At 56.3% G+C, this 25,831-nt stretch carries 31 protein-coding genes; 19 read left to right on the forward strand and 12 right to left on the reverse strand.

Features of this window, described 5'->3' with window-relative positions; translation table 11 throughout:
• Positions 1–74: 74 nt before the first annotated feature.
• Positions 75–233 carry a hypothetical protein gene (locus BN77_RS34180; RefSeq protein WP_007535666.1) on the reverse strand — a complete coding sequence of 53 codons (159 nt, stop codon included), beginning with the start codon at positions 231–233 and terminating at the stop codon, positions 75–77.
• 248 nt (positions 234–481) lie between these two features.
• The gene (locus BN77_RS20745) at positions 482–1,564 is read right to left on the reverse strand and encodes a YihY/virulence factor BrkB family protein (protein ID WP_007535667.1); all 1,083 of its coding nucleotides are present in this window, start codon (positions 1,562–1,564) and stop codon (positions 482–484) included.
• Positions 1,565–2,130: 566 nt separating this feature from the next.
• Here BN77_RS20745 and BN77_RS20750 point away from each other — a divergent pair.
• From BN77_RS20750 to BN77_RS20760, 3 genes are all read left to right on the forward strand, one after another.
• Positions 2,131–2,532: a response regulator gene (locus tag BN77_RS20750; RefSeq protein WP_007535669.1), complete on the forward strand. Its 402-nt coding sequence runs from the start codon at positions 2,131–2,133 to the stop codon at positions 2,530–2,532.
• Between the two features lie 102 nt (positions 2,533–2,634).
• Positions 2,635–3,126: a sigma-70 family RNA polymerase sigma factor gene (locus tag BN77_RS20755; RefSeq protein ID WP_007535675.1), complete on the forward strand. Its 492-nt coding sequence runs from the start codon at positions 2,635–2,637 to the stop codon at positions 3,124–3,126.
• Positions 3,127–3,219: 93 nt separating this feature from the next.
• Positions 3,220–3,501, forward strand: coding sequence for a hypothetical protein (locus BN77_RS20760; RefSeq protein WP_007535677.1), 282 nt, complete (start codon positions 3,220–3,222; stop codon positions 3,499–3,501).
• Between the two features lie 87 nt (positions 3,502–3,588).
• Here BN77_RS20760 and BN77_RS20765 read toward each other — a convergent pair whose 3' ends face one another.
• Positions 3,589–3,870 carry a DUF982 domain-containing protein gene (locus BN77_RS20765; RefSeq protein WP_007535678.1) on the reverse strand — a complete coding sequence of 94 codons (282 nt, stop codon included), beginning with the start codon at positions 3,868–3,870 and terminating at the stop codon, positions 3,589–3,591.
• Between the two features lie 288 nt (positions 3,871–4,158).
• Between BN77_RS20765 and BN77_RS20770 the strand changes: the two genes are divergently transcribed.
• From BN77_RS20770 to BN77_RS34185, 4 genes are all read left to right on the forward strand, one after another.
• Positions 4,159–4,431, forward strand: a complete 273-nt coding sequence (locus tag BN77_RS20770) for a BON domain-containing protein (RefSeq protein WP_007535679.1) — start codon at positions 4,159–4,161, stop codon at positions 4,429–4,431.
• Positions 4,432–4,560: 129 nt separating this feature from the next.
• Positions 4,561–4,956 (forward strand): DUF1236 domain-containing protein, encoded by a 396-nt coding sequence (locus tag BN77_RS20775; protein WP_007535680.1) that lies wholly within the window; start codon positions 4,561–4,563, stop codon positions 4,954–4,956.
• A 104-nt stretch (positions 4,957–5,060) separates the two neighbouring features.
• A complete protein-coding gene (locus BN77_RS20780) occupies positions 5,061–5,915 on the forward strand; it encodes a DUF1236 domain-containing protein (RefSeq protein ID WP_040678576.1) in 855 nt (284 codons plus the stop codon).
• Positions 5,916–5,968: 53 nt separating this feature from the next.
• Entirely contained in the window at positions 5,969–6,121 is a 153-nt protein-coding gene (locus BN77_RS34185; protein ID WP_007535682.1) for a hypothetical protein, read from the forward strand.
• 189 nt (positions 6,122–6,310) lie between these two features.
• On the opposite strand, the gene BN77_RS20785 is transcribed toward BN77_RS34185, so the two are convergent.
• Positions 6,311–6,631 carry a hypothetical protein gene (locus tag BN77_RS20785; protein WP_244426222.1) on the reverse strand — a complete coding sequence of 107 codons (321 nt, stop codon included), beginning with the start codon at positions 6,629–6,631 and terminating at the stop codon, positions 6,311–6,313.
• Positions 6,632–6,757: 126 nt separating this feature from the next.
• The gene (locus tag BN77_RS20790) at positions 6,758–7,729 is read right to left on the reverse strand and encodes an HWE histidine kinase domain-containing protein (RefSeq protein WP_007535689.1); all 972 of its coding nucleotides are present in this window, start codon (positions 7,727–7,729) and stop codon (positions 6,758–6,760) included.
• Positions 7,730–7,996: 267 nt separating this feature from the next.
• Between BN77_RS20790 and BN77_RS20795 the strand changes: the two genes are divergently transcribed.
• From BN77_RS20795 to BN77_RS20805, 3 genes are all read left to right on the forward strand, one after another.
• Positions 7,997–8,746 (forward strand): Crp/Fnr family transcriptional regulator, encoded by a 750-nt coding sequence (locus tag BN77_RS20795; RefSeq protein WP_007535691.1) that lies wholly within the window; start codon positions 7,997–7,999, stop codon positions 8,744–8,746.
• A 230-nt stretch (positions 8,747–8,976) separates the two neighbouring features.
• Positions 8,977–10,911 carry a malto-oligosyltrehalose trehalohydrolase gene (treZ, locus tag BN77_RS20800; protein WP_007535693.1) on the forward strand — a complete coding sequence of 645 codons (1,935 nt, stop codon included), beginning with the start codon at positions 8,977–8,979 and terminating at the stop codon, positions 10,909–10,911.
• Between the two features lie 246 nt (positions 10,912–11,157).
• Complete coding sequence (locus BN77_RS20805) at positions 11,158–11,364, forward strand: hypothetical protein (protein ID WP_007535694.1); 207 nt, start codon at positions 11,158–11,160, stop codon at positions 11,362–11,364.
• Positions 11,365–11,385: 21 nt separating this feature from the next.
• On the opposite strand, the gene BN77_RS20810 is transcribed toward BN77_RS20805, so the two are convergent.
• The 5 genes from BN77_RS20810 to BN77_RS20830 form a co-directional block, all read right to left on the reverse strand.
• Positions 11,386–11,655, reverse strand: coding sequence for a hypothetical protein (locus tag BN77_RS20810; RefSeq protein ID WP_007535696.1), 270 nt, complete (start codon positions 11,653–11,655; stop codon positions 11,386–11,388).
• Positions 11,656–12,124: 469 nt separating this feature from the next.
• On the reverse strand, positions 12,125–12,505 hold the full coding sequence (locus BN77_RS20815; protein WP_007535698.1) for a response regulator: 381 nt from the start codon (positions 12,503–12,505) through the stop codon (positions 12,125–12,127).
• A 146-nt stretch (positions 12,506–12,651) separates the two neighbouring features.
• Positions 12,652–13,083 (reverse strand): DUF4174 domain-containing protein, encoded by a 432-nt coding sequence (locus BN77_RS20820; protein ID WP_007535700.1) that lies wholly within the window; start codon positions 13,081–13,083, stop codon positions 12,652–12,654.
• A gap of 149 nt (positions 13,084–13,232) precedes the next feature.
• Positions 13,233–13,466 carry a hypothetical protein gene (locus BN77_RS20825; RefSeq protein ID WP_007535702.1) on the reverse strand — a complete coding sequence of 78 codons (234 nt, stop codon included), beginning with the start codon at positions 13,464–13,466 and terminating at the stop codon, positions 13,233–13,235.
• Positions 13,467–13,648: 182 nt separating this feature from the next.
• Entirely contained in the window at positions 13,649–13,894 is a 246-nt protein-coding gene (locus BN77_RS20830; RefSeq protein WP_007535704.1) for a hypothetical protein, read from the reverse strand.
• A gap of 439 nt (positions 13,895–14,333) precedes the next feature.
• On the opposite strand from BN77_RS20830, the gene BN77_RS33635 reads away from it, so the two are divergent.
• Positions 14,334–14,891 carry a response regulator gene (locus tag BN77_RS33635; RefSeq protein ID WP_007535706.1) on the forward strand — a complete coding sequence of 186 codons (558 nt, stop codon included), beginning with the start codon at positions 14,334–14,336 and terminating at the stop codon, positions 14,889–14,891.
• Positions 14,892–15,453: 562 nt separating this feature from the next.
• Here the strand turns inward: BN77_RS33635 and BN77_RS20845 are convergent.
• Entirely contained in the window at positions 15,454–15,924 is a 471-nt protein-coding gene (locus BN77_RS20845) for an NUDIX hydrolase (RefSeq protein WP_244426223.1), read from the reverse strand.
• A 562-nt stretch (positions 15,925–16,486) separates the two neighbouring features.
• On the opposite strand from BN77_RS20845, the gene BN77_RS20850 reads away from it, so the two are divergent.
• Both BN77_RS20850 and BN77_RS20855 read left to right on the forward strand, forming a co-directional pair.
• Positions 16,487–16,825 (forward strand): helix-turn-helix domain-containing protein, encoded by a 339-nt coding sequence (locus BN77_RS20850; RefSeq protein ID WP_040678578.1) that lies wholly within the window; start codon positions 16,487–16,489, stop codon positions 16,823–16,825.
• Positions 16,826–17,015: 190 nt separating this feature from the next.
• Positions 17,016–17,429 (forward strand): response regulator, encoded by a 414-nt coding sequence (locus BN77_RS20855; protein ID WP_007535714.1) that lies wholly within the window; start codon positions 17,016–17,018, stop codon positions 17,427–17,429.
• Positions 17,430–17,458: 29 nt separating this feature from the next.
• Here the strand turns inward: BN77_RS20855 and BN77_RS20860 are convergent, their stop codons facing one another.
• Positions 17,459–18,688: a DUF763 domain-containing protein gene (locus BN77_RS20860; RefSeq protein WP_040678238.1), complete on the reverse strand. Its 1,230-nt coding sequence runs from the start codon at positions 18,686–18,688 to the stop codon at positions 17,459–17,461.
• A gap of 429 nt (positions 18,689–19,117) precedes the next feature.
• On the opposite strand from BN77_RS20860, the gene BN77_RS20865 reads away from it, so the two are divergent.
• From BN77_RS20865 to BN77_RS20890, 6 genes are all read left to right on the forward strand, one after another.
• Positions 19,118–19,456, forward strand: a complete 339-nt coding sequence (locus BN77_RS20865; protein WP_007535718.1) for a hypothetical protein — start codon at positions 19,118–19,120, stop codon at positions 19,454–19,456.
• Between the two features lie 304 nt (positions 19,457–19,760).
• Positions 19,761–21,554, forward strand: coding sequence for a thiamine pyrophosphate-requiring protein (locus tag BN77_RS20870; RefSeq protein WP_007535720.1), 1,794 nt, complete (start codon positions 19,761–19,763; stop codon positions 21,552–21,554).
• A 237-nt stretch (positions 21,555–21,791) separates the two neighbouring features.
• Entirely contained in the window at positions 21,792–22,322 is a 531-nt protein-coding gene (locus tag BN77_RS20875; RefSeq protein ID WP_007535722.1) for a DUF4142 domain-containing protein, read from the forward strand.
• 343 nt (positions 22,323–22,665) lie between these two features.
• The gene (locus BN77_RS20880) at positions 22,666–23,487 is read left to right on the forward strand and encodes a Hint domain-containing protein (RefSeq protein WP_007535729.1); all 822 of its coding nucleotides are present in this window, start codon (positions 22,666–22,668) and stop codon (positions 23,485–23,487) included.
• A 381-nt stretch (positions 23,488–23,868) separates the two neighbouring features.
• Entirely contained in the window at positions 23,869–24,081 is a 213-nt protein-coding gene (locus BN77_RS32355) for a hypothetical protein (RefSeq protein WP_081593586.1), read from the forward strand.
• A 249-nt stretch (positions 24,082–24,330) separates the two neighbouring features.
• On the forward strand, positions 24,331–25,782 hold the full coding sequence (locus BN77_RS20890) for a CYTH and CHAD domain-containing protein (protein WP_007535735.1): 1,452 nt from the start codon (positions 24,331–24,333) through the stop codon (positions 25,780–25,782).
• Positions 25,783–25,831 lie beyond the last annotated feature (49 nt).

The following is a 25,831-nucleotide window of genomic DNA, read 5'->3' on the forward strand; positions in this document are numbered from 1 at the left end:
CCTGGAAGACGGGCAATGAAGGCCAGCATCCATCAGCTTTTGGCGTTTCAGCTTAAGGTGAAAAAGAAAAGACACTAAGGGATGTTCCGGCGGCGCTTAGTGGCGTCTCGCAGCACGGCCAGCCTTTTTCGCTCTTCGAGGAAATAGTCCGCATACCCCACTGCGGCATAAAGCAAATACCTTGCGCCGGCGGCAAGGATCAGAAGTAACGCGATCAAAATGAATGTCGTCATCGACGGCTCCTTTCTGTCAGGAGCAGAACAAAGAGTTAGTCCAAAGGTTTCCACCCATGAGGCAGTCCGCCTTTCGAAGCTGATCTGATCATGCGGATATCGTCCTGAGCCATTTCGAGAACACCAAGGCACATTGCACCGTCGTCCGGTTGACCGTGGCCAATTCTGCTGTCGCGGATCTTGGCGCGCTTTCTCCTTCAGCAAAAGGCCATACACTTAGGAATCGAGAGTGTGGCGACAGTTCCTTATTACGCGCTTTTTCCGAGGGTGTCGGCAACGTAGGCTCCGCGCAAACCCATCGGCAAAGGAACGCCTGTGGTCGTATCTCTCGCAGTTTGATGTTCAAGCTCCGCGTTCAACTCACCACCGATGATCAAAATAGCGACTGAAAGCCACGCCCACACGAGAAAGCCGATCAGCGCTCCTAGTGTCCCATAGGTAGCGCTGTAATTGGCAAAGTGATCCATATAAAACGAAAAGCAGAGCGACATCACAAACCATGAGACCGTGACAAGGATAGAGCCCCAGGTCATCCATCGAAACGTTGCCGGTTCGCGGCTCGGTCCGAAGCGGTAAACGGCGGTTGTGGCTAGCCATGCAATCAAGAGGAGGAGCGGCCAACGCAGTACAAGCGCCATATTCTCCTTAAACTGGTCCAGCCAGATATAGGAAAGAGCAACTGGCATCACTGCGACAAGTCCGATCATCAATGCAGCCACGAGCATCGCGCAAAGAGTAAAGCAAAGGGCAATAGCGTTCAGCCGGATCAGTCCGCGCTTTTCCCTTTCTTCATAGGCAACATTCATTGCGTCGAAAATCGCAAGCGTTGCGTTGTGGCTGCTCCAAAGCGCGACAGCCAGTCCGACAAAGAAGGTAATGCCGAGTGTCGAGGTGCGCGTTTCAACGAGGCTTTTGATCCGCTCGGCTATGAGGTCGAAGGCGCCCGGCGGGAGCAGGCTCGAAAGTTCGCGCAAGTGCTCGGCCATCGTCGCGGGATCAGCTACCAGTCCATAAATGGCAACGAGGGCGGCGAGGGCTGGAAACAGTGCCAGCAACAGATAGAACGTCACGCCGGCTGCGATGAGCGTTACACGATCCTCGGCAACTTCGTGTATCACGCGCCAAAAGACGTCGCGAAGGCCCTTCACCGGAATTGCCTCTGGGACGGCAGCATTTCTGCCTCTGGCCTCGTCTTCTCCTTCGTGGTCAGCTTCAAGAATCGGAAGGTTCTTTCCGTTTCGAACAATCCAGATGAGGCTCGCGACGGCCATTGACAAAGCCAGGAGGGCCGCTGAGTTAGGCGTCCTGATGAACGACGAGTTCGGTTGCATCCACTGGCCTCCGCTGACATCGTGATAACGTCTGATCGCGCCAAAGGATGCAGATGGCTTGCAGACGTTAGCTTTCTTAAAACCGCTCGATCAGGTTGATCCTGTAGCGTCGAACCGCCGCTGCGATTGAGCCAGTGTTCCGATATTGGATCGGCGCCGCCCAGCACTCGGGCTAAGGGTCATGGCCTCGAGTTTAGCAGGGCGCTGCTTGCTGAGCGGCATCATCAAACTCTCTCTCGACTACAAGGTTCCCGCGCTGAAAAATTGAAACCGACAGAGCGGATCTTTTCCTGGAACATCTCGATTGGACCTTTGTTCCGCTATTGTCGCCTGTATAGGTGACCGAGGCCTGCCTTCAGAGTGGTCGGCCGAGCTTTCCTTTGGACTGTCGTCCCCTCCGGCTGGCTTCCTTCCAGATGGTGGGGGTTAGCAACAACGAGGCTAAAGGTTTTCTGTAAGAAAACCGAGGCGGGCATGAAACAGAACGGAGTGCGGGCGCGCCGGGCTAGCCAAGACCGCGACTAGACCGATAGGGTAAAACTCTTCGGTCTACCACTGGGGTGCCTATGACACGTCCCGATCACCATGAACCTTCCCCTCTTCAACTGCTTAAGGGCAAGCGGATACTCATCGTGGAAGACGAATATTTCGTGGCCGATGAGACCCGAAGGGCGCTGCAAGCGGTGGGAGCGAAAGTCATTGGCCCCGCTCCCTCCGTCGAGATCGGGATGTCGATGATCGACCAAGAGACGATCGACGCCGCGGTTCTCGATATCAGGTTGGAGGGCGAAACTGTTTTTCCGATCGCCGAAAGGCTGCATGCACTTGCCATCCCCTTCGTGTTTGCCACGGCCTATATCACCACTGACATTCCGGAGAAATTCGGGGGTTACCATTTATGCGAAAAGCCGACCGCATTGGCCGAGATCGCAACAGCGCTGTTTACCCCAAAGCCCCTCGGGCACTGACGGCCGAATAACGGCTGCGTCCGATTTCGTACAAAGAAGCATGCAGCGGAACTAATAGCTTCGGCAAGGTTTAATCCCGACAGAGATTGCGGGGATGAAACAATGACCGCACATGCATCTGCCGGTTCGATGAGTGAAGAAATCGTCGAGCTTATTCCGGCATTGCGAGCCTTTGCTCGCACGTTCTACCAGCATCAGAACGACGCCGACGACCTGGTCCAGGAAACGTTGTTACGCGCGCTCTCAAACATCGACCATTTCCAGAAGGGCACCAGATTGAAATCTTGGCTCTTCACGATCATGCGGAACATCTTCTGCACGCGTTATAGGATCGCGAAGCGCGAGGCGGTCGGAGTGACCGATTGCGTTTCTTCGCAAGAAAGCGTGCAACCCGTGCAGGAATGGAGAGTCTTGGGGCACGAAATTGAGGCTGCATGCGTGAAGCTACCGGAGAAGTACCGGACCGCCTTTGAATACATTTTCATCGATGGACGTAGCTACGAAGAGGCAGCCGATCACTTCCATTGTCCCATCGGGACTATCAAGAGCCGCGTCAATCGAGCACGCAAGCATCTGATGACGGAACTAAATTGATGGGTCTGCAACGGCTCGGGATCGTGGTGCCTAGAAGGCCGCTCGATCAAAGGGCCTCTTAGCTCCTCTGGCGACATTAAAAAGGAGACCAACGTGACCAAATCCAAAACGACGACGGATCACGAACACATTCGTGCTTGGGTGGAGGCTCGCAAGGGCCGTCCCGCTCGGGTGAAGGGTACGGCCAACGGCGGGCTGCTCCGGATTGATTTCGGCGCCCCGGATGAGAATCTAGAGGAAATTCCGTGGGAGGAATTCTTCGAGATCTTTGACCGCAACAAGCTTGATTTTCTCTATCAGGACAAGACATCGAGCGGTGATCCGAGCCGATTCAACAAATTCGTCGATCGCAAACACGAACGGCGATCGTCGTGATTTTGCCAGGACGCAGCTACCATATCGCCGGCTGCCACTCGAGGAGAACAGACGAGCGATGTTAGCGTGACCTGGTCGAGCGATCGCTCAATGAACGACGGTAATAACGGGAATTCCGGCTTCCTCCGCAGCGCGGATGAGTGCTGCGCGTGCCGCCTTGGCTGGGATGTTTCCGTAGATCGCATCCAGGCATATTTTCACAGCGGCCATGTATTCCTCGCCGTCATCTGTCGGCCAGGCGACAATCAGGGCCTCGGCAATCTCGCGCAGTGAGGTGACCAATCTGTGCTCTTCTTTGCCACTCATGACAAGCATCAGCGGCGCGAAGTCTTCGCTTCTGTGCCAATCCATTACACCAAGCCTTTGCATGGCTAATAATCCTTTAACCCTGCAAGAAGCGTTCCCATCCGCTACGAAGCTCGGACGCCCCAACTTGGATCGACAACTGGCATTTGAACAGGGGAGGCTCCGGCGGGAGTTCCGCAACAACGACCAAGACCTCCCCGATATCCTCTCATACTGGAATGAGAGCATCTAAGTCAGATAATGCCGAGGAAAAGTAGGACCTAAGTCCGACTAGCGAGCTCGCGCCCGCGATGCATATTAGTATTTGATGAAATATATAATTCCGTGAAGGGGGCGGAAGAGGAGGAGATTATGAAGTTCAGCTCTGACAGCTACAGCCACGAAGAGTGCTGTTCGCAAGGCCATAGTTCGGCTTCGACGATCGCTTCGATCGAAGCAGCGCTGTCCGCTGATCCGGATATCGATAGCAATGCCATTGCCATCAGGATGCTCGGCCCTATCGTGCTGCTTGAGGGCTTCATAACCAACACCTCAGACCGCGAGAAAGTCATCTCGCTCGCTGCGATGATCGCAGGCCCGGAGAATGTCCAGGATCGGATGCTAAGCCGATTCCCCACACAGTAAAAACGGTATCCCTGAGAATCTAGGACGAAAGTCCAACGATGCCAGACTGAAGTCCTAGCTCGGGAACCGTCCCTCCATCAGACAGTTTGTTCTGCAGCGGTTAAGCCGCACTAGAATGGAGGAAAACCAATGAATATCAAAGCAATAGGAATTGTAGCAAGTATGCTGGTTGCATCAACGTCTGCCTTTGCGCAGTCTTCGACCGTAACGGGTGCAGCAGGCGGCGCAGCAACTGGTGCGATCGTCGGCGGTCCGGTTGGTGCGGCGGTCGGTGGCATCGTTGGCGGTGTAGCAGGCACCCTTATTGATCCGCCACCGCAGAAGGTGGTGACCTATGTTCAGCAGGTCCCTGCGCCGAGCGAACGCGTCGTGGTAAAGGAGAAGATTGTTGTCGGTCAACCCTTGCCGAAGACTGTGGTTGTAACGCCAGTTCCCGATGACCCGAAGTATGCGTACGCGGTTGTTAATGACCAGCGTGTGATCGTCGAGCCTTCCTCCCGGAAGGTAATCCAGGTCATCCAGTGATCACTGGGCGGCTCCTGCCGCCCTCTTCCAACATCAAGGGCACGCAAGCAACGCATGAGAATGCGGGCGGGCTGGCGTCGCGTGCCCAATTCCCGGAGTTCATCATGAAGAGCAATCATCTGACGATGATCCTCGCCGCTTTATCACTCAGCGTCTCGCCACTTGCAACATTGCCGGCCGCCGCCCAGGACAAGCAGGGAAGCGGCCAATCCCAGTCTGGATCTCACACAGCAACTCCAGCAGGCTCGGGAGCACAGTCGGACACGCAAACCAGAGCTAGCGCCACCGGTACCGACTGTACCCCCGATGCTTCGGGAGCCTGCCCGCAGGGCAAGGGCCAGCCATCGCAGCAGAGGCCCCGCCAGGGTTCAGATGTGCAAAAGAGCGCCAAGCAGCCATCGAACGATAACTCCTCAACGAGTGGAAGCGCGTCCGGCAAAACTTCGACAGAGACCAAGACCAAGTTCGAATCGCAAGATGCTTCTGGTGGCACCACAACAGAGCAGAAGTCCAACACCAAGACTGGAACCACGGACGACAGCGGTTCGGCCCCCTCAAGCGCGAAGAGCAGCACCACACAGAGCGGTGATGCGGCCAAGCAGTCGAACCAAAACTCATCGACCACCAACAACGGCTCTTCTGAAACCAACACCAACAACACAGCCACGACGAACAACCAGACTTCGAACATGAAGACCGACGTCAGCATATCAGTCGAGCAGCAGACCGAGATAAGACAGGTCGTCAAAGAGGTGCATGTCGCACCCGTGAAGGAAGTGAACTTCACCGTGGCCGTCGGCACGAAAATCCCAAAGACGGTGCGACTTGAACGGCTGCCGCCGCGCATTGTGAAGATCGTTCCGGAGTACGATGGTTACCGCTTCTTCCTCCTTGCGGATGGCCGGATCGTTATCGTCGATCCCGATGCTCTCACGATTGTTTACATAATGACGGCCTGAGCGGGCAGCTCCGGCGGCGTCTCATGCGTCGCCGGGCTGCGAGAGGACAACCAATGATCTACAATGAAGAAAAGTCGTCGGGCATGGCCTTTCCCCTCATCGTCATCCTCTTCGTTATGGCGACGATGGTCGGCGCGCTAGTGCTCACAGCGGACAACACGACGTCGACACGGGTTTGGGTTCCCTCTAGCGCGGCGGGTCCTTGATCCCGTTTCATGATGCTCACCGCAGGCAAGCGCCGAGCAAATTTTCATATATGACACACCATCCTTGATCACCCCCATGCCGACCTCGGCCGCAACATAGCGTCGACACCGATTTCGTCTCAACGAGCCTGCGTACGGATCTCGGCGCGCATTTTCGCAGACTGCGAACCGACCTGGCGGCTTACCGGATCAACCTGTGAGCCCCTGAGCCGGTGGGGCGTCGTCTGCCAACATCCCCCGCGCGGCGTCTACCAATGGCCTTAGATGATGGAGTTCATGGACGCCCTGTTGATATAGCTCGATGATGATGGCCGCGACGCGCTCGGCTTCATCGGAGGTAAGCGCGACGTTATTCGCGGTGCAGAATTCTTCGAGAATCAATTTGCATTTGGACAAATCTTCTGATGTCAGCGGCTCGTCGTGCCGGTGATATCTCGGCGTCATTTCCGTTCCTCCCTTCTTCATCCCAAAGCTCACTTTGAAGGTGGTTTCGAATTTTTCGTGATTCAAGAGCTGACGATTGCCCCTTATATGGCCTTAGGGCTGACGTCTGAGTGAGGCTTCACAACATATTGGCGCAGAAAGCTTGAGCTATCGGAGGTAACGAACGCGCCTTGCCAGATTACGTCATCAAGCTCAGACAGGAAGTTTAATTGTCGCTGCTAAGCCTGTCGAGTTGAAGTCGAGTTCGACAGTGCCACCCAGATGTGCGGTCGTTCCCTCGATCAGTTCGGTGCCATGTCCCCTGTGGGCCGGCGGCGTTACTGGAGGTCCATTTTCCTCGCGCCACACGCACGTTAAGTATTTTCGGTTCCTTGGCCCATCATCAAGCGACCACCGCACATGAACTTCGCCGTCAGGACGGGACAATGCACCGAACTTTGCTGCATTGGTCGCCAGTTCGTGGAATATCATGCTTGTAGCGACGATCTTTGAAGCCTTGATCTGAATGGATGGCCCCTCGCAAACAAGACGCTCCACGTCGCCGACCGATTGCCTGAGGAGGGTTTCGAAATCAGCGGGATCGGAGTTGGCGGCAATCTCCTGAGCGCGCAGCGTCGTCTCAAGCCGCCCTAAAAGACTGTCGCGATATTCGACGCCGGTGCGACCTTCGGCTTGCGTATGCATCGCGAGCGATCGCACCACGGCGAAAAGATTCTTCATGCGGTGCCGCGACTCCGAAATGATAAAATTCTTTTCGACATCGTGACGGTGTCGCTCAGTCACATCCTCGAAGAGAACAAGAATATTCGTACTGTTGTCATCTGGATGAACCAATCGTCGAGCGTCAACGAGGAAGGTGCGCCGTCCAATCAACGGGAAGTCGTGCTCAACTTCAAAGCCGACGACGGCCGCCGCTTTCGGAATAATCGAACCGATAAGCTGCCGAAGTTCGGGAATGTTCCATTGCCCATTTCCAAGTTCAAAGAAGGCCTGTCCAAGGATGTCATCCCGGTCGACCTTGAACGTCTTCAAGAACGCATTGTTCGCTGTCGACACAAATTGGCTCTGATCGAGAACGACGATTGGCTGGGTCATCGTATCAACGACGCCCTGCGCCTGGACATGCCCAGCCCTCAACAAGCGGTAAAGGTCTTCCAGCATCATTCTGGCTTCCATGGCGTACAACGGCCCGTGTACGCAAACTCGCAATCTAACGAATATTGCGCGCTGTGCAGATTCTGCAACGCCCCAATACGCATGAGGGCTTGCAGGCATGCCGGCCCTCCCCTCAGCGGCGATTTTCCCACAAGAACAGTGGCTGAAACCTTTTCCGACGAAGTTTGTTTGAACGCGTCCGTCGCTTGCTGATCGCACTCGAATTCGAAGCCAACCAACCGGCGACAAACAGAGGATCCGACGGAGGCCGGCCCTATGACCATAAACCGCACCAGCAATAGACTCCTTAACTCCCTATCCGATGAAGATTACAGTCTGATCAAAGATCGGCTTGAAGAAATCGACCTACCGAAGGGTCTTCATCTCGCCAAGGTAGGGGAACCGTTTAGTTTCGCGTACTTCCCGTCCACTGGCATTGCATCTGTCGTTGCCGTCTCGCCCACCGGGCGGCGAGCGGAGGCCGGCATGGCGGGGCGTGAGGGTTTTGCCCCAATCGCCGGCCTGATACATCCCGGCCGCGGGCCCTTCGATATCGCCGTTCAGGTTGCGGGAACCGGACTTAGACTGCCACTGTCAACCCTCCGCGATGCGATGGATCGAAGCCGTGAGCTCACCGATTTGTTGCTGCGGTACGTACTGGCATTTCACTTCCAAGTCGCCTACACAGCCTTATCAAATGCGTCGCATACTGTAGATGTTCGGCTCGCACGATGGATCTTGATGTCTCAGGATCGGATGGAAAGCCATGAACTCGCCCTGACGCATGATTTCATTTCCCTGATGCTCGCCGTTCGCCGGCCGTCCGTAACGATGGCCCTGCACACGCTGGAAGGTGAACGCCTCATACGAGCTGAGCGCGCCAATGTCATCGTGCGTGATCGCACAGCGCTGGAAACGTTCGCAGGAGACGCCTATGGGGTTCCGGAGCGTGAATATCATCGACTGATCGACGTTGAACGAGAGAAGCCTAAGGCAATGCTCACCACCGTCGGGGCGTCGGCATAGACGTCAAGATCCGTCTTAACAACGCCGTTGCGAATAGATCAACCGAAGCAAGATATGCCTCAGTGCAGGTTCGTTCTCGTCCATGTCCAAGCGTCGGCACCTCCGGCGCCGGAGCAATCCAATTTCACCCGCTCCTTTGGGAACATCCCCGGAAACGGATCGTTGATTGAGAACGATTCCAAGGACGTTCCATGACCTCCCAATCTTCCAGATCCCATCAATGTTCAGACATGAAAACCCCTCGGCGCAGATATCCAATCGGCGCCGAGTTCCTCGATGGTGGCGTATCATTTCGGGTCTGGGCGCCCTCCAGGACCCGCGTCCGCGTGGTGATTGATGGAGATGAGGAACACGAGCTGTCGAATGATGTAGGAGGATATTTTTCCGCCTTCATTGGCGGCATCGCTGCGAGCACAAAGTATTGGTTTCGACTTGATAATGACCAAGAGCAATACGCAGACCCTGCCTCTCGCTTTCAACCAACCGGACCAATAGGCCCATCAGTCGTCATCGATCCCAATCTTTACGTCTGGAACGACAGGAATTGGGAGGGTCCGAGCACGACTAACCTTGTCTTTTATGAAATGCATATCGGTACGTTTACGTACGAAGGGACGCTGGCAGCAGCAAGCCATAGATTGAGCTGCTTGAAAGAGATTGGAATCACCTGTGTCGAGCTGATGCCACTAAACGAATTCGAGGGCGAATTCGGTTGGGGTTACGATGGAACGCTCCTTTATGCTCCGACCCACCTCTACGGCACACCAGACGAGCTTAGGGCATTTGTCGATGCCGCCCACCAACTGGGCATCAGTGTTATTCTCGATGTCGTTTACAACCATTTTGGCCACGGCAATCGCTTCGCCGATTTCACCCCTGACTATTTCACGGACCGCTACGAGAACGAATGGGGCAGATCCCTCAACTTCGATGGAGCAAATTCGCACGGGGTGCGAGAATACGTCACGGCAAATGCTGCATATTGGATCGATGAATACCACCTCGATGGGCTTCGCATTGATGCGACACAGGCCCTCTTTGACGAAGGCCCGGAACACATCATTTCGGTGATCGCAAGACGGGCAAGACGCGCCGCTGGCAATAGACGAACCATTCTGGTCAGCGAGAACGAACCACAACAAGCTCGCATGGTCCGGCCTCAGCACAACGGAGGCTATGGCCTTGACGCACTGTGGAACGATGATTTTCATCATTCGGCAATCGTGGCGATCACCGGGCGTCAGGAGGCCTACTATCACGACCATCGCGGCAACGCTCAGGAGTTCGTCTCCGCTGCCAAGTACGGCTACCTATTTCAAGGCCAGCGCTATGACTGGCAGGATGCGGGTCGTGGCTCGCCAGCGCTGGACCTGACAGCCTCAAACTTCGTGCACTTCCTGCAAAATCACGACCAGATCGCCAATTCAAGCTGCGGCGCGAGGATTAGCGAGATTGCCGCACCCGCGCGCCTCCGGGCAATGACGGCGGTTCTGCTGCTCGGGCCACAGATGCCAATGCTATTTCAGGGACAGGAATTTGCGGCATCTTCCCCTTTTCCCTATTTTGCCGATCGCGTCGGGGAGCTTGCGTGCAGCGTCCGCCAAGGACGGATCGATTTTATCGCCCAATTCCCGAACCTGACCGATCCGGCGCTTATCAGTAAGCTTGCTGACCCATGTGATCGAAGAACATTCGAGCAGGCAAAACTGGATTGGTCGGAGCGAGAAAAGAACTCAAAAGTCGTTGCGCTTCATCGCGATCTCTTGGCGCTCAGACACAACCACGCGGCATTTCATGCGCAACTATCTGCCTTGCGTGACGAACTGGATGGCAGCGTGATTTCCGATTCAGCATTTCTGCTGCGCTATCACGCGCCGGCCGTCGACGACGAACGATTGTTGATTGTCAATATCGGCAATGACCTTCCCATCGACAGTCTGGCAGATCCACTCTTTGCTCCGCCCGCACAGACAGAGTGGCAGGTGATCTGGTCGAGCGAGGATCCCGCCTACGGCGGTAGCGGGCGTCGGGCCTATGATTTTGCCAAGCGGTGGGTACTGAATGCCGATGTTGCCCTTGTGCTCGCGCCGGTTTTATGCAGGCCGCGAGAACGGCGATCGGTTGGCGACTTGCGGGCATGGCAAATCCAAATCTCCCGCAGGTAGGCATCGCTCGAGCGACTCCATGTTCCTCATCTGCGCCGAGCTTCCAGGCAAACCGATCCAATTCTTCCTGTTTGGCTTGATGATCGATAGACCTCAATTGAGCAGCTGGAACTCGCAGCCGTCACGACGGTTTATCCCTAACCGTAGATTGGTGTTTGAAGAAGTGAGCGAGGCCAAACGCACGGGCTACAGCTGCAAAGTCTGTGCAAACCACGAGTAGCCCGAATGAACAATGGAGCAAAACCGATGACGAACAGAAGAGACGCACAAGGTCAATTCGCCCCCTCCCAGGCAAAGCGCGACAGTACCGGCGTATCCAGTGCTAAGCCCACGGTTGTTACAGGCTCCGAAGATGCAACCGTCAACAAGGTTTCGCGGCGTAGGAAGAAGGTGAAGGATTGGGATCTGAACTATGACATATCAGAGGTCAAGGAAGACAATGATCAGGGCTAGACAGAGCCCAGCCCTCCGGTGTCATACGAGTACGCCCCATGCATTGTTCCACTGCAGGCCCTCGGCCAGTTCTACATAGATCGACTTGAGCTCGGCATTCCGCACATGGTCTCGGGCAAGTCGGAAAGCCGCCTCTGGTGCCATCTCCTCACCCGGAAAGATGGCATCGTCGGTCCCGGGCGGCATGATCTTGCGAACATAGCCCCTCACCTTATGGCCGGAATGGTAAAGCCTTACAACGATTGAACCAGTAATCGCGTTGTCAGGTGTAAATGCACGATAGATCTGCATGATATCGCTCTCTGTGACACGAAGCGAAACTTCCATCCCGGACGAGGCGACGTGCACCCGTACCCAGTCCCCGCCAAACCCGCGGTTGGACCGCAAGTTCCCACATTTGGCTGTCAATCTTCCGGACCTGCTTGAACCACCAGAAGCTCCGAACGTGAAACGACCCTTGCCAATTAGAGGTTCGACACAGAGCAAGCAATTGGAGAACGGGTGCCGATGGCCGACCTCGAGCCCGGCCCCATGCGACAGAAAATGCGTCCGCGGAAAACACGCGTTTTGCATAGGACGGCAGCTGGCGAATAATCTAGGGCGGAGTTTCGGCTACCACCATTCGAAGAAAAGTCCAAACGGGGGGAATTTCAAAATATGAGGCCATGCAAAACGGGCTGTCCGCACGTGACCAGCTAGCCAGGAAAACTAAACGACGACGCCAAACCCGCACCGGCCGTCGGCAAAGCCCATCTCCTCCTCACTGAATCACTCGAATTCTGTCCTGTCTTTCTCTATGCAGGCGCGCGGCCTTGGCAAGCGCCTTGGAGATCTGTTCGGCGGTAAACGGCTTAGTGATGACCTCGCAGGCGCCCTCGAGCCCCGTTCCCAGGTCTTCCGGTATCGCAGTCACATAAATGACCTCCACCCCGAAACGGTCCATCAGCTTGCGGCCCAGCGCCGGGCCTGTCATACCGTCGGCAAGCCTGAGATCAACCAAAGCAATGTCTGCTTTGTTGGCATAGGCAAGCGCCTGCTCCATCGTCGCTAAGGGCTCCAAGCTGCAATATCCGGCTTGCTCGACGATGCTCTGGAGATCCATTGCGATATAGTACTCGTCCTCCACGATCATGACGTTCATTTCCTCTTCCTCCTAAAGAGGAAATGTAGATCGCAAGTGTCAGCGTACCAGCGTCAATCGCGGGCCAATCGCGGAAAATTAAAGCTGATAAAGCCGCAATCGCGAAGATACAAACGTCGGACGGACGGTAACTTATCCTTTTAGCGTTAGAATCTGCTACTTGAAGGATTCTTGCCGGCGCCGGAACCCGCGCCGATCAGGTCCAACAGGTATGGCAAACTTACCGGCTTCGTCGAGCGTAACACAACCGCTCCCTCACGATCCACCAGAACAGCCTCGAACTCTTCTGGAGACGGGCCGTTCAGGTCGTGGCGGATTACGTCTGCGTCGATTTCCACCGGGCTATCCGTGCTTGAGAACACCCCGCCGCCTGCAACACGCAGAAGGGCGATGTCATGGGATCGGAGTGCATCTTGCTGGTTTTCCAGCAAATCCTCCTGCATTTCGGGCCGCTCGTCACTAGCTCCCTCAAATAGAACCAACACGTGGCACTTGTTGCGAAATGGCAGGAGGCTCGGGCAGCGTTCAAGAACTCCGGACGATGCACCGACGAGCTCCTTTAGAAGTGATTTCAGCATGTCTTCACGCCTTCAGGATCAAGGGAAATAGCAGTACGCCATCCGCCACTCTCCCTTAACGGGAACAGGCTCATTGCTTAGGTAACATCTCATCACTGTCAAAGTTCCTCGTAGCGTTCTTGGATGGATCGCGCAGCTCCTCGCCATGTTCACGCAGGTACTTCACAGTAGACCTGGCCGCACAGCGCCAATGTTTCTTTCATTGCTTTGACGCGGGCTTCCGCGTCCTCATGCGAATAGGCCCAGATGCTGGCCGCCCAGCAGGCGTCGCCCATCCGATACTCGATCGCGAAGCTAAACAGGTCGCGCCCAGCCGCATCCTGACGCCTGAATGCCGTGTCAGGCTCGGTGTCAAAAAGATGTCCAATGTGAATTACTGTCACGACTAAACTCCCTGGCGCAGCCCCTTTTGTGACAGAACCGGCCGGGACCACAACAGTTCCCTATATTTTGCCGGTCAGCATCGTTTTGATGACCAGGGCAAATCGACACCTCAAATATGTGGTGACACGCCTATGCAGCTGGGCGGTCCCCGCAAATTGCGGTAAGCTGGTCCCTTGGCCAATCAGAGCCTTGCGTTGCGCTCCTTCCAATCGCGATAGGGAAGCAGTAGCTGTCCGGGAAAGCGCCGCTCGATTTCGCTTTCCGCCAGAGCGATCCTCGAGAGAATTTCGTCGAGGTCTTGGCGCTGACGCGCCTCGCTCGCCTGTTCGAGAAACTCCATGGCTGCAAATAATTCGTCATCGATCATCGACGCAAAGCGGCGCGCCAGATCATCGACGGGTTCGCTGAGTATTTTTTTATCTGTCATAAGTCAGAGCCTGTGATTTCCAAACAAGATCGACAGCAACACGCATGGCAGGTTCCAAAATGGCCAGCCTGTTGCCCCATAACGTACACACTGCCTTGGAGATGATCCAAGACGATGGAGGCACATGCTCAACCCGATCCGACCGCGGTCCCCAGCAAAGACCATGGAGCCCGCGCCTGCGACCGAATGATTGCGAGGCTTGCGGCCTGCCTTTGCCTCACGATATTGTCCTGCCGCTTGGGATCTCTCTGGGTTTTCATCTCGGACCGAACTGATGAGCCCCATTTAACCTTCAAAATCGCCGGATGTTCCCGCGACAACTACGTCCAAATCGGCGGATATCGGATAACACTCAACTGCTCCCGCATTGCCAACAATGAATTTTTTTGACCCTGGAACCTGGCCCCCGTTTCGGGGTTAGTGAGCAGCGGAGGCGGAGATGTCTGACCGAAGAAGTGAGTGGATCAGCAAAAGGGCCTATGCGCTCTGGGAAGAGGCAGGCCGACCGGTGGGCCACGACGAGGAACATTGGATGAAGGCCGTTGCCGAGCGCGAACTGATGGAGCGGACACAGGCATCTTGCGATGGCCAAGAGGTTTTGGCGAGGAAAAGAGCTCTCGCTTTAGTGAATACCGTCGCTCCGGCGCGTGTGCTTTTAGTAGACGAGGTGGTGGCGCAACGGCATCATACCATGGTCGCTCTTGCTCGGGCCGGCATCAGTGCGGCCGAAGCTGGCAATGCTGACCAGGCATTGGTCCTTCTTAAGAAAAATCGCTTTGATGCAGTGATAACGGACATGAGCATGCCTGGGCATGTCAACGGCCTCGGTCTGGCGTCGTGCGTGCGGTCCTTGTGGCCGCGCACGAAGGTGATTATCGTATCTGGACTGGCGAAGGTACGAAAAGTGGACCTTGGTCCAGGTGTTTCATTCCTCGCAAGACCGGTCCCTGACGCCCGGCTGATTGCCGCTGTGCACGGCTCTATCAGGCACCGCTAGGCAGTCCTCCGTGCCCTTTTTCCCAAGAATGATCAAATTCCGACCGTATCAGCAGTGAATTTTTCTTACCGTGGCCTGGCCGCACGCTCCTCTTGTTGAACCCGCGAGGCTTCTTCGTTGCACGCCATAGGCCGATTTTCGTCCTATGTCCATCCAGGGACTGTCGGCCGCCTAAGGGCTTTCCCTCTTCTCCTCTTCGTGACCCGCTGAGCGTTCGTCGGGGGAGAGTGAGCGCTGAGGCTAGTTGAAGCCAGCTGGGCCGGCATAAGTTCGATCCTCGGCGAAGTCACAATTACAAATGAGCTCGATACGGAACAGGAACAAAGTCTAGGATAACACGTTGGAGGCTCGGCTTTGGCCCCTCAAAGCCACTCCTGTTGCAACTCCACCCCCGCAACCGCGACTGCGGGGGATTTTTGCTGCTAAGATCGGGTGCCGAGTAAGGCAAAGCCCAGAGCTGCTTACAAGGCGCGTAACGAGGTCCAACTTCTTTCGGGCAAGGCAGCTTTTAACGGCCGGGTTAGCAAAACTGAGATCATGGATCTCACCACCTGCCGAAAAATTATGCTTCTTCAGTGACCTCGTATTCCCGAGCCACTGCCGTCAACAGCCTCTTCAATTCTGGTTCCTTGACCCGGCGCGCCGCCTCCGCCGGCTTCATCCAGGCAACGCTCCGTTGGGTCATTTCCGGAAATCGCTTCTTCTGGCGCCGAACTTTCAAAAAATAGACTTCGACGATTGGTTCGACTTCACGGCCGTCGGCTAAAAGCTTGGCATACCGAAACCGACCGCAGCGTTTTCTCTCGACCTTCCCAATAGCGCCAGCCTCTTCCCAAGCCTCGCGCTTCGCGACCTGGTGAGGCCGCAATCCTCGGATCGGCCAACCCTTCGGGATCATCCACCGCTTCGTTTCTCTTGTCGTTATGAGAAGGATCTCTGGTCCATCCGACGTCCAGCGCAGGCAAAGCGCTCCGAACTGCCTTACGGTGGTATCCCCCACCCCCTCCTCCGACTTATCACTCTTCATATTCATTTTTGGGCTCGACGATTGAGCGCTCCTAACACTCTGGGCACCGCAGAGTTCCACGGACGGAAGTTTGGGAAACGGGACAGCCCTTCGGCACGTCGTTGAGCGGCGATGGCTTCGCAGCGACGATACCGTTCAGTCAAAGAGGCAGTCCGGCCATTAAGGGAACAATGAGTACTTGGCGTCGTTTGGGCCAACCACGGACATAACATTCGGACGAAAAGGATTTTGAATCATGATCACACCGGGGTGGCAGATCCTTTGCCGGAAAGCTGGAGGCACATCATGACCTCAATACAAAATGAGCCCGTGCTTCCAGGTGATCCAACGAGCCCCCCGATGCCGCCTCCCTTCAAACCAGACCCTCCCATCAAGGAGCCGGATCCAGACAGGCTACCTGACGAAGTGCCGCTGCCCAATCCGGACGAAAACAACTCTCCTCCGAAGGTCGCGATACGGGTTTGGGAGCCCTCGGATGCACAGAAAATTCTTGGCCAAGGATCAACGATCGATAGAGTCGACCCCGTAGCGTCGGTACGGCACAGGAACTACGAGAACCGCGATGTCAATGAGCGATTGCATCTTATCTGGTGAGCAGTTGGGCGCGGCAAGAGCGCTGTTGCGATGGCGTCCGGAGGACTTGGCCAAAGCCGCTAGTGTTTCGGTGTTGACGGTCAACGCGGTGGAGGCCCAAAAGGGCCCCCTTCCTCAAACGGCAACCACGCGGGCGCTCGCCGATGCAGTTGCTGCTGCCGGTGTCTTGCTCTTCGGCGAAGGGCCTGTCGATGGAGGACTGGGTGTCCGTCTGATTGCCAAGCCGTCGGCGACAATCGATGTCAACGAGGCCGAGACGGTCCAGTATCGTGAGTTTCTTGAGAATGATGCACCTCCAGGTGTTGGTGGCTAGGAAGCGAGCGGCTCGCTTCGACTTCCGCATAGCCCGAAACCAATCAGGTACGCGGTCATACCTGCCCGGTCAGGGGCATCGACACGAACGGTACGCTATCTGACCTTACCTCCACATTGCGAAACCGCTCATTGACGACTGAACCAAAGTCGGCGTGAATGGCAGCGCGGATTTAGTTTGGGAGAGGGACATGTTGTTTGCGGACCTTCTTGGAAAACATATTCTCGTCGTTGAAGACGACTATCTGCAGGCGAACGCGCTTGGCGCGGCTTTAGAAGAGCAAGGAAGCGAAATTGTCGGGCCGTTCCCTGGCCTGGAGGATGGGCTTTCCGCTATCGAGCGCGAGCCGGTCGACGCAGCCGTTCTCGATATCCAAGTGAACGAAACAAGAATATTCCCGTTGGCGGATAGGCTCGCCGAGCGCGGAATCCCGTTCGTCTTCGTGACTGGCTATAACAGGGATATTCTTCCGGCCCGATTTCATGGACGCGATTGCATTTTCAAGCCAGTTTGCATGGACGCTCTGGCAGTGGCATTGGCCACCTCGATAACCAAGGCCGATGGAGAGCACGGGCACAAAATTCCGCCCGCTCAAGTGACGTAACCAGAAAGTCAACCATCAAGCCCGCGTCATTACTCCCAGCCAAACACGCTACGCCCGCCAAACCCGGCGGAATCGCGAAACTCACCGGCAACGATTTCCTTGAAATCGGGTCCCATCGCATAATGTTCGACCCGGCGTGCTTGTTGATCGAGACGCCTCAAAGCGGCAAGTTCGTCCTCGCGGGCAAGCTTCCCCTTGGCAACCGCCGATTTCAAAATGCGAATTGTCTCGTCGTAAATCTTCAGTGGCACCGGAAAGGGATGCCGATCCTTGCCACCATGCGCAAGAGAAAACCTCGCCGGATCGGAAAAGCGGCACGGGGCACCATGGATCACCTCTGAAACCATGGCGAGCGCCCTCACGGTCCGAGGCCCTACCCCCGGAACGAGAAGCAGTTCCGGATAATCTGTTGGTCCGCGATCGGCAGCAGCGGCCAAGTTCGCGTAGAGGCGCTTCATTCTTACGTCACTTTCGCGCACGTCGTGATGCTCGGGCATGATCAGGTGAGGCAGCAGCGGCTCATCACAAGGATGCGGAACAACAGCGGTTGGGCGATCCAGAGCCACGGCTTCACGGGCGATACGGCCCGGATCGAGGGTCGCCAGAAGATCGAGTTGGCCACTTCGCGATCGATCGGCCCGCCGATCGGTAAGATTAATGATATTGCCCTGGCTGCGGCCCTCAATGGCGCTATGCGGCGAGTCCAGAAAATTCTCCAACCCCTCCGACAGCCAGTGATATCGTCTCGCCTGCCGTCTTTCCGGATTCATTCCCTGCTGCACGACGACCCATTGACCATCACTGGTCACAATGAAGCCGTGGAGGTAGAGATCAAAACCATCCTGAACAGCCGCGCTATCCACCTTCGCAATCAACCGGCTGACATTGGCCAACGCCGAGCCGTCAATACCGACACGGTAGCCTATGTCGATGAGCTCTGTCGGCGTTCTCCGAGAATGTGAACCTCGCCCACCGCAAACGTGCAATCCCAACTCTGCCGAAAGAGGCTTCAAGCCTCGCTTCAGGGCACCTAGCACGCTCGTCGTGACACCGGACGAGTGCCAATCCATGCCCATCACGGCGCCGAAGGATTGAAACCAGAAAGGATGAGACAGCCTGCGCAGCATTTCCTCGCGCCCATAATGATGCACGACAGCCTCTGTAATCAGAGCACCGAGCTTCGCCATCCGGTCGCTCAGCCAGCCTGGGACACGTCCACTATGGAGGGGCAAATCTGCACTTCCTGATCGCTTTGACATGGACCGGCTTCTCAGCTGCTAATCGAGACGTCTCCGCGCGCTTAGCACACTCGCGACGCCCATTTTCTTCGGCATATTTGGCTCTTTCGCTGCGTCGACGCAAGGCATGCTGAGCTTCCTTATTGCAGCAGTCATTTAAGCCGGAGACAAAAGGGCGACGCTCAAAGATGGGTCTTGTACAACCAGTCACGCAAGGCAGTAACAACATGTCCTATTGGATCGTTAGCCGCCCACTCACACGCCTGTCACGGCTCGGAGAAAACGGTTTCCTGGCCCGTGTCCTATGACGCTCCAGTCACCACCACTTTGTAGTCGCTTCCGTGGGATCACCCCGGCTCCAAATCCGCATAAAATTGCCGTTCGATGGAACATCCAGTTTTGCCGAGGGTTCCGACCGGGTGATCCACGACAACAACGAGGAGAATTCCGATGCAGTTCAAGATTCTTGCCGTGGCAGTGCTGTCACTTGGAATGGCGACATCGGCTTTTGCCCAGTCCAATCCGGTCCCCAACAACATGACAGGCGACAAGACCCCGGGGCAGGACGCAGGCGGCGGCGCAAGCGGTGACGTACAGACGCAGACAGGTACCAACAAGCCGATCGTCGTCGATCCGAACGCCACGAACAGCACGACTGGTGCCAACACCAATTCGACTGGCACGGTAGATCGCTCTCGTTGCCCCGCCCAACCAGCCCCCGGCTCAGTTGCGACCCAAGGCGGTAACGGTGGCGCATCCAAGAGTGAAGCCTGCCCGGACAACCAGTAGTGGTCGTTCTGACGAGGGTTAACGTGAGCCCTCGTCAGATATCTATCTCGCAAAAACGCTCATTTGGTTGGTTCTCTTCCCGGCCGGCTCAAGCGCGTGGCGTGCGTGCATGTCCGACGCCGTTAAAGGCTCTCAAGGCACTTGCGATAGCGACCGCGCCGCGGCGTGCTTCAGCAGAAGAGCTATCCGGGATCCATAAATTGAGCGAGTCGACACTTCATCCGGCGATACCGGACCAGCAAGGGGATGCCTGCGCCGGTCTTTCTTCCAGTTGGCATGCTCAGTCGATCAAGGAGCTTTCAAGATGTCACAGACGGTCGGTGACTTTGTGGTTTCACGCTTGTACGCCTGGGGGGTACGGCGAATTTTCGGGTATCCGGGAGATGGAATAAACGGTGTCTTTGGCGCTCTCAATCGTGCGGATGGCAAGATAGAGTTTGTTCAGGCGCGACATGAGGAAATGGCGGCCTTCATGGCGTCTGCCCACGCGAAGTTCACCGGCGATCTTGGCGTCTGCATGGCAACATCAGGTCCTGGGGCAACGCACCTCATCACAGGAATGTATGACGCGCGCGCTGATCATCAGCCGTTGCTTGCGATTGTCGGCCAGCAGGCGCGTGGCGCGATTGGCGGTCATTACCAGCAGGAAGTGGATCTCGCAGCGCTTTTCAAGGATGTTGCTCGCGACTTCGTCTATCAGGCCTCGATGCCGGCACAAGTGCGCCACCTCATCGACAGAGCCGTGCGTGTTGCGATCGCCAGGCGGACGGTGAGTGCCGTTATCCTCCCAAACGATCTCCAGGAAATGCCTTATGAAGAACCCGCGCGGGTTCATGGAACGGTCCATTCCGGCTACGGATACAGACCTCCCCGTATCGCAGCTCACCTCGACGATCTAAAGGATGCCGCTGATATCTTGAATGCGGGGGATCGCGTGGCAATTCTGGCAGGAGCGGGTGCGCTGCGCGCGACCGATCAGCTGATTGAGGTTTCCGATCGTCTTGGCGCCGGCGCCGCCAAGGCCCTGCTCGGCAAGGCTGCATTACCCGATGAATTGCCCTGGGTCACCGGCTCCATCGGGCTGTTGGGTACCAAGCCTTCATGGGACCTCATGAATGATTGCGACACGTTGCTGATGGTCGGGTCCGGATTCCCATATTCGGAGTTCCTACCTGCCGAAGGCCAGGTCAAAGCCGTTCAGATTGATATCGATCCGGCAATGCTATCCCTGCGCTATCCGATGGACGTCAATCTGGTTGGAGATGCATCCGAGACGCTGGCATCGCTGCTTCCCTTGCTCGACCAAAAGCCCGGCCAGTGGCGCGAGACCATCGAAAAGAACGTCACGCAATGGTGGGAGCTGCTGGAGAAGCGCGCGCTCGCCGAGGCCAAGCCAATCAACCCGCAACGCGTCGCCTGGGAACTGTCGCCTCGACTGCCGGACGATGCGATCATCACTAGCGATTCCGGTTCATGCGCCAATTGGTATGCGCGCGATGTCAAGGTCAGGCGCGGAATGATGGCCTCGCTTTCTGGGGGATTGGCCTCCATGGGAGCAGCTGTTCCCTATGCGATCGCGGCGAAGTTTGCGCATCCAGGCAGGCCTGTTGTTGGCCTGGTCGGCGACGGCGCCATGCAGATGAACAACATGGCCGAGCTTATCACAGTCGCGAAATACTGGCGCAGATGGGAGGATCACCGTCTTATCATCTGCGTGTTCAACAATCAGGACCTTAACCAGGTCACATGGGAGCAGAGGGTCATGGAAGGTGACCCCAAGTTCGAGGCCTCGCAATCGATCCCCGATGTCCCCTATCACCAATTCGCCAAACTGATCGGGTTGCGCGGAATTTTTGTCGACACTGCCGAAAATGTCGCTCCCGGTTGGGACGAGGCCTTTGAGGCTGATTGCCCCGTGGTTTTGGAATTCAAGACGGATCCGGAAGTGCCGCCCCTGCCGCCGCACCTCACGCTGAAACAAGTTCGTCATCTGACGGACGCGTTGCTCAAGGGCGATCCGAACGAGACCGGCCTCGTGCGCGGCACCGTCAGGCAGATCCTGAGCGCGGTTTTGCCAGCCCGCAAAGACGAGGAATGACAATCGAGAAATCCGCATGAGCCAGATTACGCTTCGTGCCGACCCTCTTGTTGACAGACGCCACCTTTTGCCTCCCAGGCAGCGCCAACAACGTCCAGAAGCGACCACGCTCTCTTTCTGGAACCATACGCAAGCTCGGTTGTTGGAGGATCGTCTTGGTCGCTCAGGAGGCAGATGCCGAACAGCCAGACAGACAGGCTATCCCCAACCGCCAACCGGTCCTAAGGAAAATTGCCCATGAAACCCGCTGCCCTTCCCTTTGTCCTCGCCGTCTTCATGGTGGCCCCAGCGTTTGCCCAATCGGCCGCGGAGAAATCCGGCGTAAACTCCCTGATAGGGGTCGCTCCAAAGACCGAAGACTTCGTGATGGAAGCGGCGACGAGCGACATGTTTGAAATCGAATCCAGCAAGCTCGCGGTCGAACGTTCCGACGCACCAACCAAGTCCTTCGCCGAACAGATGATCGCCGATCACCAGAAGACAACCGATGCATTGAAGGCGCTCGTCGCCAGTGGCGACGTGAAGGCTGCGCTTCCATCGGCAATGACATCATCACAGGAAAAAGAGCTGAATACCCTAAAGGGCCTTCAAGGCGTTGACTTCACGAAGCAGTATCACTCAGACCAGGAAGACGCGCACAAACAGGCAGTCGACCTTTTCAAGCGTTACGGCAACGAAGGTGAAAATGCTGCCTTGAAAGCTTGGGCCGCCAATACTCGCCCGGCGCTCGAGCAGCATCTACAGATGGCCAAGGATCTGAATGAGTGAGCCCGTGACTGGAGTTGCATTTGCGGGCAGCTTTGTTCTTCGTCAAGGAACGGCGCCTGCAAATGCGCCGTGGTCAGCGAAGTCTCGAGCAGAGCTCAAACCTGTCTTCATAAAACGAAAAGCTGAGATCCGTACGTTTCCCCACTAAGCCTTTCTGCCGACTTATCACCAGTACAGTGGAACGTGTATTCTTAATCTGTCCAACGCTGTCGGAAACGGGAGGTCTCCGAGCACCCTACATCGTGGGCCTCCCCGTCGGTTCAGCGGGGGTCTTTATGAGCCATTACGGAAATTCCGCCACAAGCTGCTCCGGATTTCCCCGCATTTGCAAAGGAGCGTCAGGATGCCGCGTTTGAAAGATCCGAAGCTGCCACGCAATACTGCGCGCCGGCATTTTTTGGGAGTGGCAACCGCTGCAGGCGCTCGCGTCGCAGCCCTTGCGATGGCAGCTTCCTCTTTGCCAGCCAGAGCAGCTGGCCTGCATTTGGGATTGGGCACCGGGAACGACAAGTCCGAGGGTGCGCAATGCTTCCTGCGCGGGACGTCGATCCTTACAGATTGTGGCAAAAAGCGCGTCGAGGATCTCCAGACTGGAGATCGTGTTGTTCTTCTGGGAGGAGATACCAGCCCGATAAAGTGGGTCGGCCTGCAAGTATTCCGTAAGACCGGCGCGTGCTGGTGCGAGGATGTCGTTCCCATCCGGGTGGCGCGCCACGCGCTCGGCAATGGCAAGCCAGATTCCGATCTTTACCTGTCGCCTGGCCATGCTCTGTTCCTGAATGGCGTTCTAATCCGGGTGAAGGATCTCGTAAATGGCACGACAATCGCGCCAATCGCACCGCATGATCAGATGGCCATTGAGTATTACGCCGTCCTACTTGCAACGCACCAAGTAATCCTTGCCGAAGGCGCTGCGGCAGAGACGTTTCATCCTTCTGCCAGCAATCGCGAAAATTTCTCGAACTTCCCCCAATACGAACGTCTATATGCTGGTGAAGAACACCAGGCGATGTCATCTTATGCGACGGTCCTGGGTGAGGAAGGCGGCTGGCAGCATCTAAAGGCCCTGCTTCTTCTCGGCGCCTGGCCTTTGGTGCCACGGCATGATCCGTTCGAGGATGCCTACGAGATGATCAATACTCAAGCCAAAGAGCTGTCGATCTAGACAGGCTGATTTTGGACGGCCTGCGCTTACTCTCTCGCGGAGCCCCTATTGTGCGAAACAAGCTCGACCCGGATGTCCACTGCTGGGCCTTGGACAGTCAGCTCTTGAGAGTCTCGACCCGCTGGAAGTCCCTTCGCCAACTCTACACCTTCAATGTGGCGGTTGCTCTTGGGTATTTTTTCCCTTGCCATCTACGTGCGGCGCTGTCTGCATGATCTCCCGCCCTGTGCTTGAGCACTACCCCTCGTCCGTAGCGCCGTGCAACGCTGACCATTTGGAGATGAAGATACCACAAAGATCGAGCCACTTTCATTGCTGAGTGAAGCAGGAACATTTCCAACGGAGTTTGGTTGTAAAATCAGAAAACCTAGGAGCCTCACCATGGGAAAAACACCGCAGGATGGCGCACCCGGCACGACCGACCAATCACCTCGCTGGGAAGGACCAAAGGAGAACAGACCTCGAGGATATCTTCCTGCAGAAGACGACCCTGATACCAATCGCGACGCTATGGAGGAAAACAATTGCGATCCAGAGATCAATGATTTCAGCGACGCGTTGAAACAAAAAAAGGATAAGCATCGGGACAATTGACGTCAGGCCTTCCAAACGAGTGAGAGGATCGACTCTCGACAGGAACGCAGGCAAGCAACCCTTAGCCCGTCGCTATAAAATTGGCGCTGCTGCAGCCGCTGACCGGCTCCGCAACGTTTCCGTTTCAATTCCGGTATATTCTGGACGACCACCTCGACATCGGTCGTCAGGAGATCGCCTCATCGAACAATCAAATCGTTCAGGCGTTGTACGTTGTTGGGGTTTGTCTCGTCGGGCGGGAGATTTCCTATGTCATCCGAAGTTGAACTCAAGCTTGAGCTGTCCAGCGAAGCTGCCAAGCGATTATCAGGCTTCAAAGCCCTGACCAAACCTGCCGAAGTCCTCAACCAGACGTCCACCTATTTTGACTTCGAGGATCAAAGGCTTTTTCGGAGGGGGTTCACCCTTCGCATCCGACGGACCGGTGATCTGCGTGTCCAGACCGTGAAAGCTGTGGGACGGAGCCGATCCCTTTTTGCTCGTTCGGAATGGGAGGTACCCCTAGACGGTGACGAGCCGATCCTCGACCATTCCAGTCCGTTGAAGACCGAATTCGGTGACGAGCTCGCAGTCTCGCCCGCCTTCGACGTGAAGGTCGAGAGGCGCCTCTGGACAATCGACGAAAATGGCTCCCAGATCGAGGTGGCGATCGACAAGGGATCGGTCGTTTCCGGTGACCGAAGTACACCCCTGCGGGAAGCCGAACTCGAACTGAAAGATGGCGACCCGAGGGACCTGTTCGTGTTCGCGCGCAAGATCGAAGCGGTTGCTCCAATCCGCTTTGGTGTCCGCTCCAAGGCGGAAAAGGGCTTCGCACTGATCGAGCAGCAGAGGTCCGTCTTCAAGGCGGAACATCTCGACCTCGAACAGGATATGCCCGCATCCGATGCCTTCCAGGCAATCGCGGCCTCATGCTTTCGACACTTCCGTCTGAACGAGGATGTGCTCCTGCGACAGAGAAATGCCGAAACGCTACACCAGGCGCGCGTAGCGTTGCGTCGACTGCGCTCGGCATTTTCGCTCTTCAAGCCATTGCTTCCGGACGCCGAGCCACAAAGGCTGAAGGATGAATTGCGCTGGCTAGCTGGCGTCCTCGGTGAAGCACGCGATCTCGATGTGCTGTTGCCAAAGGCGACCGACGCGGATCTGCAACGCCGGCTGGAGGTCGCCCGCGAGGCCGCTTACGACGACGTGGCTGAGGCATTGGAGTCCAGCCGCGCGCGTGCACTCATGCTGGATTTTAACGAGTGGCTTCGGTGCGGCGAATACCTTTTTCTTCCGGAGACCGACAAAATCAGGAACCTGCCGGCGGTCGAGTTCGCCGGCATGGCGCTGGGGCGGATGCGCAAGAAGCTGAAGAAGCACGGACGGGCGCTCGCAAAGGTCGATGACCAGCAACGTCATGAGGCTCGCAAGGACGCAAAGAAACTGCGTTATGCAGTCGAATTCTTCGCCTCGCTGTTCGACGGCAAGCGCAGCGTCCGTCGCCACCGGCGTTTCCTCAAGAAACTAACAGAGCTTCAGGACCAACTGGGTTCGTTGATTGACCTCGTGACCGGGCCTGACGTTCTGTCCAGGCTTGGACTCACAGACCATACAGCTAGCGACAGCATTATCTCCCATGCGGACAAAGACGCTCTTATCGAGGACGCCCAAGCTTCGCTTGACAACGTGCTGCACGCAAAGCGGTTCTGGCGTTGAACGAACAAGCGGTGCACTTCGCGTTGGCTCGAACGATTCAAAGAATTGG

Source organism: Rhizobium mesoamericanum STM3625 (assembly GCF_000312665.1).
In the GTDB taxonomy this organism is placed as follows: Bacteria; Pseudomonadota; Alphaproteobacteria; order Rhizobiales; family Rhizobiaceae; genus Rhizobium; species Rhizobium mesoamericanum.